A 10,757-nucleotide genomic window follows, 5' to 3' on the forward strand; every position below is an offset into this window, starting at 1 on the left:
CATGATCCAGACCGAAGGGCTGATGTACCGCTATGCCGGCGGTCCCGAGCTGCAATTTCCCGATGTCAGCGTGCCGCAGGGCGGCGTGCTGCTGCTGCGCGGGCCTTCGGGTTCCGGCAAATCAACCTGGCTGGCGCTGGCCGCCGGGCTGCTGGGTGCCAGTGCCGGCGCGATGGTGGTGGCCGGGCAACCTTTGAGTGCACTTAAAAACATGGCGGTCGATGCCTGGCGGGCCAAAACCATCGGCTTCCTGCCGCAAAGACTTCATTTGAGCACGGCACTGACGGTGCACGACAACCTGGGCCTGGCGCAGTGGGCGGCCGGGCAGCCGCTGCATGAGGGCGACATCACGCGCGCCTTGAGCGCTTTGGGCGTGAGCGAGCTGGCTGGTCGCAAGCCCGCGCAACTGTCGGGCGGGCAGGCGCAGCGCGTGGCACTGGCGCGCGCCGTGTTGCTGCAACCGAAGGTGATCCTGGCGGATGAGCCCACTGCCAGCCTCGACGACGAAGCGGCCAGGGCCTCGGCAGAACTCCTGCAAGCCACCGCCAGGCAGCATGGCGCCACCCTGGTGATTGCCACGCACGATGCGCGCGTTTCAGCCTTCTTTGCAGATCAAGCAGGCCTGCAGTCCCTGCAGTTATTGCGCAAGCAGCTATGAAATTAATAGCAATTTCCTGGCGTTACCTGTGGTCCCGGCCTTTGGCGGCGGGGCTCAACCTGCTGCTGCTCGGGCTGGGGCTGGCCTCCATCACGTTTTTGCTGCTGGCCGGTCACCAGATCAGGCAGGCGTTTGAGCGCGATGTGGCGGGCATTGATGTGGTGGTGGGCGCCAAGGGCAGCCCCATGCAGCTGATTCTGTCGGGCGTGTTCCATCTGGACGTGCCCACCGGCAATGTGCCGCTGGCCGCGGTGCAGGCGCTGGAAAAGCACCCGCAGGTCGCCAAGGTCATTCCCATCAGCCTGGGCGACAGCCTTCGCGGTTTCCGGATGGTGGGCACCACGCCCGACTACATCAGTCATTACAAGGCCGAGCTGGCGCAAGGCGCGCTGTGGTCGGCGCCTATGCAGGCGGTGCTGGGCGCGCAGGCGGCCCGGCAAACCGGCCTCAAGCCGGGCGACCACTTCATCGGTTCGCACGGCTTGGGCGGCGCCGGGCACGAACATGGGCAAAGCCCCTACCTGGTGACGGGTGTGCTCGCCCCCAGTGGCACGGTGCTGGACCGGCTGGTGCTCACGGCCACGGAATCGGTCTGGCAGGTGCATGAAACCGACACGGCCGTCGATGACGACGACCGCGAAGCCTTGAAGGCCGAGCGCGAATTGACGCTGGCGCTGATCCAGTACCGCAGCCCGCTGGCGGCCGTCAGCTTTCCGCGTTTCATCAACACCACCACCGAGATGCAGGCCGCCGCCCCGGCGGTCGAGATCACGCGCTTGCTCAGCATGATAGGCGTGGGCACGGACGTGCTGCGTGCGCTGGCGGCGGTGCTGCTGTTGACCGCCGGCTTGAGTGTGTTCATCGCGCTGTGGGGCGCCGTGCGCGAGCGCCGCGCCGACCTGGCGCTGCTGCGCATGCTGGGCGCGCCGCCGGGCAAGGTGGCCGGTTTGCTGCTGTGCGAGGCGCTGTGGCTGGCCGTGCTGGCCACGGTGCTTGGGGTGCTGGCGGGGCAGGGCTTGACAGCCCTGATAGGCTGGACTTTGCAGCTTGAAAAATCAGTGCTGATCGGCGCGTGGGCGTGGCCGGTCGAACTGTTGAGTGTGCCGGTTCTGGCTTTGGTGGTGGCCTTGGCGTCTGCGCTGCTGCCGGCCATCGAGGCCTACCGGATCAGTGTGTTTGAACTTCTTCAACCAGGATAAATCCATGAAACTTATAAAAAAAATGCTCCCAACCCTTTCTGTATTTGCGCTGACTGCTATGTTTTCAGTAGCATATGCCCAGCATTCCGACAAGGAAACCAAGGAAGACATCCAGCGCCACCGCGCCATGGCCGCTGCGCACGAGGCCGCCGCCAAATGCCTGGAGTCGGGCAAGAAAGAAGACGTTTGCATGAAGGAATTGCAGGCGTCTTGCAAAGGCCTGGCAGTCGGCAAATACTGCGGCATGAAGCACGCGCATTGATACACACCTTACATGGCCGATATGCCCCGGCCCTTGATGGAGAACCCCGCATGAAAAAACAGCTCAACCCTGCATCTGGCTTGTCCCGGCCTGCGCTGGCCTTGTCTTTGGTCCTGGCTGCGGGCATGGTGCAGGCGCAGGTGCTCAGCTCGCCGCTGCCGCCGGGTGCCGCCAAGCCGGCCAAGCCAGGCGCCAGCCCCGCCCCCATGCTGCCCGGCAGCATTGACTTGCCGGCGGGACAGGGGGCGGGCGTGCATGGTGCCAACAGCCCCTTTGCACCGCTGTCGCCGCGTGACGACGTGGTGCCGTGGTCGGTGCTGACGGCGGTCAAAACCAAGACCGACAAAAACCGCATCCTGCCGGTCTTCAACCTGGGCCAGATGGCGCTGAACCAGAAAACCCAGCGCATCCAGGGCTTCATGATGCCGCTGGAGCCGGGCGAAAAGCAGCGCCATTTCCTGCTGTCGTCGGTGCCCCTGACCTGCTCCTTCTGCCTGCCCGGCGGGCCGGAGAGCATGGTCGAGGTCAAAACCAAAACACCGGTGAAGTACAGCATGGAGGCGGTGGTGGTGGAGGGCCGTTTTCTGGTCCTCAATGACGACTCTTACGGCCTGTACTACCGCATGACCGACGCCGAGAGCGTCAAGTAAAGGGTTGGGCAACCCATGAAGCGCTTCCCAAGGCACCGTTGCCCGGGCGCGCATTGAAAGTCGGTTTGCAGCTGAGTTTTTCAGCACCGGTTTGACGCTTGAAAACGGCTGACAGCCGAGATGGCGGTGAGGCAAAGCCAGCGGAGCCGCGCGCTAAGATGGCCCAATGAACCAGCTTGTCCTTGCCTCACTGCTTCCCGTTGTTTTGTTGATTGCTACAGGTTTTATAGCTGGTCGCGCAGGCTGGATCAGGGCTGGGGCCATTAAAGATCTGTCAAACCTGATTTTTCTGTTGCTCACGCCGGCGCTGCTGTTTCGCACCATGAGCAAGGTGCGGGTGGAGCAGCTGGATTTCAAACCGGTCGCGGCCTATTTTTTGGCGGTCGCGCTGCTGTTTGGCGGCACGCTGCTGGTGCAGGGCTTTAACCGCCGCGCCGCCGTGCTGGCGCTGGCCAATACGTTTTCCAACACCGTGATGATCGGTATCGCGCTGGTGGGCCTGCTGTATGGCCCGGTCGGCCTGATTACCCTGCTGACGCTGGTCTCCGTGCATTCGCTGATTTTGCTGACCAGCGCCACGGTGGTGCTGGAGCTGGCGGTGGCCCACGAGCAAAGGCAGCAGGGCGCCGTGGAGCTGGCCGAACGCGCGACGCCGCAGCATGCGCTGCTGACCATTGGACTGGCGATAAAAAATGCGCTGCTGCATCCGGTGCCGCTGCCCATCATGGCCGGCCTGCTGTTTGCCCAGACCTCGCTGGTGATCCCCGCCGTCGTTGACAAACCGCTGGAGCTGCTGGCCAATGCCTTCGGCCCGCTGGCGCTGGTGTTGGTCGGTGTGACGCTGGCCAATACCCCGGTGGGCCAGCACTGGCGCCAGGCGCTGACACTGGCGGCCCTCAAGAACCTGCTGCATCCGCTGCTGGTGTTCGGCCTGTGCCGGCTGCTGGGCGTGAGCGGCTTGCCGATGACGGTGATGGTGGTGGCCGCCGCCTTGCCGATTGGCGCCAATGTGTTTTTGTTTTCCCAGCGCTACAAGGTGGCCGAAGAGCTGATCACCGCCAGTGTGGTGGTGTCCACCGCGCTGGCGCTGGCCACCCTGACCCTGGTGTTGCTGCTGGTGGGCCAGCCGGCTTGATGTTTTGATGACCTGACCATGCCATTCCTGCAATCCTTTCCCGTGCCGGCGCAAACCATCGGCTTGCTGCTGTTGTCCAATGTGTTCATGACCTTTGCCTGGTACGGGCACCTTAAAAACCTGGCGGCCTCGCCGTGGTACAGCGCGGCACTGGTGAGCTGGGGCATTGCCCTGTTTGAGTACCTGCTACAGGTGCCGGGCAACCGCATCGGGTTCACGCAGTACAGCGTGGGCCAGCTCAAGATCATGCAGGAGGTCATCACGCTGAGCGTGTTTGTGCCGTTTGCGGTGTTTTACCTGAACGAGCCGCTCAAGCTCGACTACCTGTGGGCCGCGCTGTGCATGGTGGGGGCGGTGTATTTCATCTTCCGTTCTGCCTGATCCTGGATTCTTCGGGCGTCAAGCTACAGCCGCAGCGCGCGACCGTGGGGGTCTGTCCACCCGGTTAAACTTCCGGCTGTTTCAAAACGTCATATTTCTGACTTATTTTCTGAGGAGCTGACCATGCTGTTTGGCAAACTGTTGCCGCGCGAAGGCAATTTTTTCGAGCTGTTCGACCAGCATGCCGGCCGCATTGTCGAGGCCGCCCATGCCTTTTCGGACCTGGTGGCCAACTACAACGACGTGCAAAAGCGCGAGTCCTACAACCTGGCCGTCGACAACGCCGAGCGTGCGGCCGACCGGATCACCCAGGAGGTGAACCGGATGCTGCACAAGACCTTCATCACGCCGATCGACCGGGAGCAGATCCATTCCCTGATCAACACCATGGACGATGTGGCCGACCTGATCCAGGATTCGGCCGAAACCATGGCGCTGTATGACGTGCGCCACATGACCGAGGAAATCGTGCGCCTCACCGACCTGAGCGTGAAATGCTGCGAGCGGCTCAAGGATGCCGTGGCCCTGATCGGCAAGCTCAGTGATGCGGCCACCGCCGAGGCGGCGCTCAAGACCTGTGAAGAAATTGACAAACTGGAGTCCGATGCCGACCGCGTGATGCGCTCGGCCATGAGCAAGCTGTTCCGCGAAGAGCCCGATGTGCGTGAAGTCATCAAGCTCAAGGCCATTTACGAGTTGCTGGAGACCATTACCGACAAGTGCGAGGACGTCGCCAACCTGATCGAGGGCATCGTCCTCGAGAACTCCTGATCACCGGGCACTGTTCATGCAAACCGTACAGACTGCCTTTTGGGTCGTAGCGCTGCTGGTGTTTCTGGCGATTGCGTTTGACTTCATGAACGGGTTTCATGATGCGGCCAATTCGATTGCCACGGTCGTTTCCACCGGCGTGCTCAAGCCCGCCCAGGCCGTGGTGTTCGCCGCGGGTTTCAACTTCATTGCCATCTTCATTTTTCATCTGAGTGTGGCGGCCACCGTGGGCAAGGGCATCGTGCAGCCCGGCATCGTCGATACCCACGTGGTGTTTGGCGCCCTGGTCGGCGCCATTTCCTGGAACCTGGTGACCTGGTACTACGGCATTCCCAGCAGTTCGTCACATGCCCTGATTGGCGGCATTGTGGGCGCCGTGATCTCCAAGTCGGGTGCCAGTGCACTGGTATCCGGCGGCATCCTGAAAACCGTGGCTTTTATTTTTATCTCGCCGCTGCTGGGCTTTCTGTTCGGTTCGCTGATGATGGTGGCCGTGGCCCAGGTGTGCCGCCGCGCCACGCCGTCCCGGGTGGACCGCTGGTTTCGCCGTTTGCAGTTGGTGTCTGCGGGCGCCTACAGCCTGGGCCATGGCGGCAATGACGCGCAAAAAACCATAGGCATCATCTGGATGCTGCTGATTGCAACGGGCTACACGGCGGCGGGCGCCACCTCGCCGCCGACCTGGACCATTGTGAGCTGCTACATGGCGATTGCAGCAGGCACCATGTTTGGCGGCTGGCGCATCGTCAAGACCATGGGCCAGAAAATCACCAAACTCAAACCGGTGGGCGGCTTCTGTGCCGAAACCGGTGGCGCCCTGACCCTGTTCCTGGCCACCGGCCTGGGCATCCCGGTGTCGACGACGCACACCATCACCGGGGCCATCGTGGGGGTTGGCTCGACGCAGCGAGCCTCTGCCGTGCGCTGGGGCGTGGCAGGCAACATTGTCTGGGCCTGGATCTTCACCATACCGGCGTCCGCCTTCGTCGCCGCCGTCGCCTACTGGATCAGCCTGCAGATTTTCTGAACCTTGGTCGTGCCGGACGCCAAGCAGGCCAATTTTTCGACGGGCCGCCCTTAGAAAAATTAGCCCCCTCGGGGGGCAGAGAGCACACGCAGCGAGCGTGGGGGATTCTCTTCACAAGCAGGGGCCGCGGGACTGGCTTGGCCAGACCGCAGGCGTAGCGGCCCCCTCGGGGGGCAGGGAGCTACACGCAGTGAGCGAGCGTGGGGGCCATATCGCTACTGGGAAATCTTGCGGGCTTCCTCGATCTGGTACTCGAAGTAGCGCTGAAAGCTGAAAACAATGCTGGACATCAGTGCAACCGTGCCGATCAGCAGGGCAATCACCACTGCCCCCACCGTGAGCCAGTTGCTGGTGTCGGCCGCCGCTGGCGGTGTTGCCCGGTTGTGCCGCGCATTCCATTTTTCCGGGGCCATGAGCCCGTAGTAAATCGCTGTCAGGGCGGTTGCCGCAATCGTAAAGCCCAGTAGCGGAATCAGCACCCAGGCGAGGTGATCATCCTGCCCGTAAAAACGCACGCGCTCCACCCCCCACCAGCCCAGGGCCGCAAGAATCGGGTGCAGCCAGGCCCAGACATCCGTGAGGCCGTAGAGGTAAAAGCGATGCAGCCCCAGCTGGCCACCGAGCAGGGCCAGCCAGGTGGCCGCAGTTTTGTTTTTGGCTCTGGCGGGCCGGCTCATGTGCCGCTGCCCGGTGCTTGGCCGTCGGGCGGCAAGGTATTGCCCACGCCCAGTGTCTTTTCCATGATGACAATGTCGCGCCAGGCGCCAAACTTCCAGCCGCAGGATTCAATCACGCCCACTTGCCTGAAGCCGAGCGCACGGTGCACGCCGACCGATCCGGCATTGGCCGAGTCCCCAATCACGGCCATGGCTTTGCGGATGCCGCCCGCTTCCAGGCGTGCCAGCAGTTCGGCGAGCAGTGCGCGTCCCAAGCCCCGGCCCTGGGCATCCGGGGCCAGGTAGATGGAGTCTTCCACCGAGTAGCGGTAGGCCGGGCGCGGCTTGAACCAGTTGCCGTAGGCAAAGCCGGCAATCGCGCCTTCATGCTCGACCACCAGATAAGGCAGGCCTTTGGACAGCACATCCTGGCGGCGCGCCGTCATGTCGGCCACGCTGGGGGGCTCGGTTTCAAAGGAGCCGGTGCCGTGAAGCACATGGTGCGCATAAATGGCCGTGATGGCGGGGATATCTTCGTCGCGGCTGGGGCGTATGAGGGGCATAGGGATGGTGTTGGGGGATTGGGGATCAGGGATTAAATAAGGAAGCAAGGCCGGGCACAAAAGCAGGAAGATGAGGGCTGAAAGCATTTTCCGCTAAAACCGCACAGCGGGTTATAATCTCAGGCTTTGCAGCATTTCGCTGGCCGGGTGGCCATGTCGTGTGTCTCAAGCGCTGCAGGAATATTTGGGGTGTATTTTTCACCCCACCACCCGAAGGATAAATCATGGTCGTCATTCGACTCTCACGCGGCGGTTCCAAACACCGTCCGTTTTTCAACATTGTTGTGGCTGACAAGCGTGTTCGCCGCGATGGCCGCTTCATCGAGCGCATCGGTTTTTACAACCCGATCGCCAAAGGTGGCGAAGAAGGCCTGCGCATTGCCCAGGACCGCCTGACCCACTGGCTCGGCGTGGGCGCGCAAGCGTCCCCCACCGTGCAGCGCCTGGTCAAGCAGGGCGCCGCCAAGGCTGCCTGATTTTCCAAAGGTCTTCATGCTGCCCGGCCTAGAGCCGTCTGGCCTGCCAGACGATGCCATCGAAGTCGGGCGCATCCTGGATGCCTGGGGTGTCAAGGGCTGGGTCAAGGTCCTGGCCCACAGCGCCTCTTCCGAGGCGCTTTTTTCTTCCACCCGCTGGTATTTGCAGGCGCCCGACGCCAAACATCGGCCCGGGTTTGATGCTTTCTCCGGCACGGTGGCGCTGACTGTCAGCGAATCCAAAACACATTCCGACTCCGTTGTTGCCAAATTCGAAGGCATCGACGATCGCACGCCGGCCGAGGCATTGCGGGGCGCGCGGATTTTTGTGCCGCGCAGCAGCTTTCCGAAAGCCGGCGAAGACGAGTATTACTGGGTCGACCTGATCGGCCTGGAGGTCATCAACCGTGAGGGTGTTGCGCTGGGCTGTGTCCGCGATCTGATGTCCACCGGCCCGCATTCGGTGCTGTGCGTGGAATACAGCACCCCCACCGACGAGGGCTGCACGACGGCTGAACGCATGATCCCGTTTGTTTCGGCCTATGTCGACGCCGTGGATCTGCCGGGCAAGCGCATCACCGTCGACTGGCAGCCCGATTATTAGCGCCCCCACGCTTTTCACTTCATGGCGCAAAATAGTCTAGTCATGCGCTTCGATGTCATCACCTTGTTCCCCGAGCTTTTCGCGCCATTTTTGGGCAGCGGCGTGACACGCCGTGCCTACGAATCGGGGCAGGTGGAGGTCAAGTTCTGGAATCCGCGCGATTTTGCCGAGGGCAATTACCGCCGTGTCGATGACCGTCCCTTTGGCGGCGGCCCCGGCATGGTGATGATGGCCGAGCCGCTGGCCTTGTGCCTGGACAGCATCCAGGCTGAGCGCGTGGCAGGCGGGCATGCCAAAGCGCCCGTGGTTTTGTTTTCACCGATTGGCCAGCCGCTCAACCATGGCGGTGTCGAGCGCTGGTCCGCCAGCGCCGGCGCCGTGCTGGTGTGTGGACGCTACGAAGGGCTGGACCAGCGTTTCATAAACGCCTATGTGGACCAGCAGATCAGCCTCGGTGATTTTGTGCTGTCAGGCGGTGAAATTGCCGCCATGGCACTGCTCGACGCGGTGGCGCGCCTGCAGCCCGGAGTGCTCAATGACGAAGGCAGTCACCAGCTGGACAGCTTCAACCCGGCGCTCGATGGCCTGCTGGACTGCCCGCATTACACCCGGCCGGAAGCCTGGCGAGGCGAGTCAGTGCCCGGCATTTTGCTGTCAGGCAACCATGCCCACATAGAACGCTGGCGGCGCGAACAGCGGCTGGCTTTGACCCAGCGCCATCGCCCTGAACTGGTGCAAAAAGCGCGGGAAGCCGGCCATTTGAGTGTCAGCGACGAGGCTTTTCTGGACGATTTAATCGAAGATCCCGAGCAAGACGCCTAAGTTGCTATAATCAAAAGCTTTTCGATCCTCTGGCGGCCACTGCAACCATTTGATTCATCATCGATGAACCCATGGATTTGCGGTCTTTAGCGTAGCGCGTGAATGAACGAAAAATTAGATGGAAAACTTATGAATCTGATCCAGACTCTTGAGCAAGAAGAAATTGCTCGCTTGAACAAAAGCATTCCTGCTTACGCTCCCGGCGATACCGTCATCGTGAGCGTGAACGTGGTTGAAGGTACCCGCAAGCGCGTGCAGGCTTTTGAAGGTGTCGTGATTGCCAAGCGCAACCGCGGCCTCAACTCCAGCTTCATCGTCCGCAAAGTCTCCAACGGCGAAGGCGTCGAGCGTACCTTCCAGGTCTACAGCCCGCTGATTGCCAAGATTGAAGTGAAGCGTCGCGGTGATGTGCGTCGTGCCAAGCTGTACTACCTGCGCAGCCGCAGCGGCAAATCCGCACGTATCAAGGAAAAGCTGGGCGCCAAAGCTGCATAAAAGCGGTTCAGCCCTCGAAAAGCCGCTCTTATGGGCGGCTTTTTTATTGGCTGCTACGCTTTCCCCATATGACTTTCACCAAGCCTTTGCCCAAATTCGATCCGCGCAGCATTCCGGTGCTGGGCGTGGATGCGCATCTGTCCGGGGTGCCGCCGCATGAACTGACGCCGCAGGCCTTGCGCCAGCGCTTCAGGCACCCGCCGCCCTGGACGCCCGAACACAGCGTCGAGAAAAAATTCGCCAACCGCGAGCCGGCCCTGGCGGCGGTGCTGATCCCTTTGGTGATGCGCGAGGAGCTGACTTTGCTGCTGACAGAGCGCACTGACAATCTCTCCACCCATTCAGGCCAGATTGCCTTTCCCGGTGGCCGCACGGATGAGTCAGACCACGATGCGGTCGACACCGCCCTGCGCGAAGCCGATGAGGAAATTGCGCTGGCGCGTGAGCATGTGGAGGTGCTGGGCACTTTGCCGACCTATGTCACGGGCACGGCTTTCATCATCACGCCGGTGGTGGCACTGGTCACGCCCGGCTTTTCGCTGCTGCCCAATCCGGCGGAGGTTGCCGACGTTTTTGAGGTGCCGCTGGCTTATTTGATGAATCCCGCCCACCACCGCCGCCATCAGATTGAGTTTGAGGGGGTGACGCGGCAGTGGCTGTCCATGCCTTACACCAGCCCCCAGGCGCATCTGCCCAAAGAGCGCTACATCTGGGGCGCGACCGCCGGGATGCTGCGCAACCTCTACCGCTTCCTGAGCGCCTGAGTTTATAAGCCCACCCCCGTCCAGGCTCACTGCGTGTAGCCTGTTCCCCCCTCAAGGGGGCGGCGCCTGCGGTCCGGCGAAGCCAGTCCCGCGGCCCCTGCCGGCATGGAACCTGGGCCGCGGCTGGAGCTGGGGCTCTTCAACCCAGTCGGGGCCGCGGGACTGGCTTCGCCGGACCGCAGGCGCAGCGGCCCCCGAGGGGCTGGAGCCTGCGGCTCCAAAGCTGCTTGAGCAGCTTTGGACAGGCGACAGAGGCGAAGCGTCTCGCGAGCCGCGGCCTGCAAGGCCTCGGGA

At 62.4% G+C, this 10,757-nt stretch carries 15 protein-coding genes; 13 read left to right on the forward strand and 2 right to left on the reverse strand.

Translation table 11 applies throughout. The annotated features are described in order from the left end of the window. The first annotated feature begins 1 nt into the window (after nucleotide 1). From V6M61_RS07615 to V6M61_RS07650, 8 genes are all read left to right on the forward strand, one after another. Nucleotides 2–658 carry an ABC transporter ATP-binding protein gene (locus V6M61_RS07615; protein ID WP_332775960.1) on the forward strand — a complete coding sequence of 219 codons (657 nt, stop codon included), beginning with the start codon at nucleotides 2–4 and terminating at the stop codon, nucleotides 656–658. Further along, nucleotides 655–1,857: an ABC transporter permease gene (locus V6M61_RS07620; RefSeq protein WP_332775961.1), complete on the forward strand. Its 1,203-nt coding sequence runs from the start codon at nucleotides 655–657 to the stop codon at nucleotides 1,855–1,857. Before V6M61_RS07615 ends, V6M61_RS07620 begins: the two co-directional genes overlap by 4 nt. A gap of 22 nt (nucleotides 1,858–1,879) precedes the next feature. After that, on the forward strand, nucleotides 1,880–2,119 hold the full coding sequence (locus V6M61_RS07625) for a hypothetical protein (RefSeq protein ID WP_442957747.1): 240 nt from the start codon (nucleotides 1,880–1,882) through the stop codon (nucleotides 2,117–2,119). A gap of 50 nt (nucleotides 2,120–2,169) precedes the next feature. Beyond that, on the forward strand, nucleotides 2,170–2,769 hold the full coding sequence (locus V6M61_RS07630) for a DUF3299 domain-containing protein (RefSeq protein WP_332775962.1): 600 nt from the start codon (nucleotides 2,170–2,172) through the stop codon (nucleotides 2,767–2,769). A gap of 166 nt (nucleotides 2,770–2,935) precedes the next feature. Continuing rightward, nucleotides 2,936–3,904: an AEC family transporter gene (locus V6M61_RS07635; RefSeq protein WP_332775963.1), complete on the forward strand. Its 969-nt coding sequence runs from the start codon at nucleotides 2,936–2,938 to the stop codon at nucleotides 3,902–3,904. Between the two features lie 18 nt (nucleotides 3,905–3,922). Continuing rightward, the gene (locus V6M61_RS07640) at nucleotides 3,923–4,285 is read left to right on the forward strand and encodes a DMT family protein (RefSeq protein ID WP_332775964.1); all 363 of its coding nucleotides are present in this window, start codon (nucleotides 3,923–3,925) and stop codon (nucleotides 4,283–4,285) included. A gap of 123 nt (nucleotides 4,286–4,408) precedes the next feature. Then, a complete protein-coding gene (locus tag V6M61_RS07645) occupies nucleotides 4,409–5,056 on the forward strand; it encodes a DUF47 domain-containing protein (RefSeq protein ID WP_332775965.1) in 648 nt (215 codons plus the stop codon). A 16-nt stretch (nucleotides 5,057–5,072) separates the two neighbouring features. Next, nucleotides 5,073–6,083, forward strand: a complete 1,011-nt coding sequence (locus V6M61_RS07650) for an inorganic phosphate transporter (protein ID WP_332775966.1) — start codon at nucleotides 5,073–5,075, stop codon at nucleotides 6,081–6,083. A gap of 215 nt (nucleotides 6,084–6,298) precedes the next feature. Here the strand turns inward: V6M61_RS07650 and V6M61_RS07655 are convergent, their stop codons facing one another. Together V6M61_RS07655 and V6M61_RS07660 are read right to left on the reverse strand one after the other, a co-directional pair. Beyond that, a complete protein-coding gene (locus tag V6M61_RS07655; RefSeq protein ID WP_332775967.1) occupies nucleotides 6,299–6,760 on the reverse strand; it encodes a hypothetical protein in 462 nt (153 codons plus the stop codon). Next, nucleotides 6,757–7,302, reverse strand: coding sequence for a GNAT family N-acetyltransferase (locus V6M61_RS07660; RefSeq protein WP_332775968.1), 546 nt, complete (start codon nucleotides 7,300–7,302; stop codon nucleotides 6,757–6,759). The genes V6M61_RS07655 and V6M61_RS07660 overlap by 4 nt, the downstream gene beginning before the upstream one ends. 224 nt (nucleotides 7,303–7,526) lie before the next feature. Between V6M61_RS07660 and rpsP the strand changes: the two genes are divergently transcribed. From rpsP to V6M61_RS07685, 5 genes are all read left to right on the forward strand, one after another. After that, nucleotides 7,527–7,778 carry a 30S ribosomal protein S16 gene (gene rpsP, locus V6M61_RS07665; protein WP_332775969.1) on the forward strand — a complete coding sequence of 84 codons (252 nt, stop codon included), beginning with the start codon at nucleotides 7,527–7,529 and terminating at the stop codon, nucleotides 7,776–7,778. A 16-nt stretch (nucleotides 7,779–7,794) separates the two neighbouring features. Continuing rightward, the gene (gene rimM / locus V6M61_RS07670; protein WP_332775970.1) at nucleotides 7,795–8,382 is read left to right on the forward strand and encodes a ribosome maturation factor RimM; all 588 of its coding nucleotides are present in this window, start codon (nucleotides 7,795–7,797) and stop codon (nucleotides 8,380–8,382) included. A 42-nt stretch (nucleotides 8,383–8,424) separates the two neighbouring features. Further along, nucleotides 8,425–9,204, forward strand: a complete 780-nt coding sequence (gene trmD / locus V6M61_RS07675) for a tRNA (guanosine(37)-N1)-methyltransferase TrmD (RefSeq protein ID WP_332775971.1) — start codon at nucleotides 8,425–8,427, stop codon at nucleotides 9,202–9,204. A 129-nt stretch (nucleotides 9,205–9,333) separates the two neighbouring features. Continuing rightward, complete coding sequence (rplS, locus tag V6M61_RS07680) at nucleotides 9,334–9,699, forward strand: 50S ribosomal protein L19 (protein WP_332775978.1); 366 nt, start codon at nucleotides 9,334–9,336, stop codon at nucleotides 9,697–9,699. 68 nt (nucleotides 9,700–9,767) lie between these two features. Further along, the gene (locus V6M61_RS07685) at nucleotides 9,768–10,463 is read left to right on the forward strand and encodes a CoA pyrophosphatase (RefSeq protein WP_332775972.1); all 696 of its coding nucleotides are present in this window, start codon (nucleotides 9,768–9,770) and stop codon (nucleotides 10,461–10,463) included. Nucleotides 10,464–10,757 lie beyond the last annotated feature (294 nt).

This window comes from Polaromonas sp. (assembly GCF_036676035.1).
Lineage (GTDB): Bacteria > Pseudomonadota > Gammaproteobacteria > Burkholderiales > Burkholderiaceae_C > Polaromonas.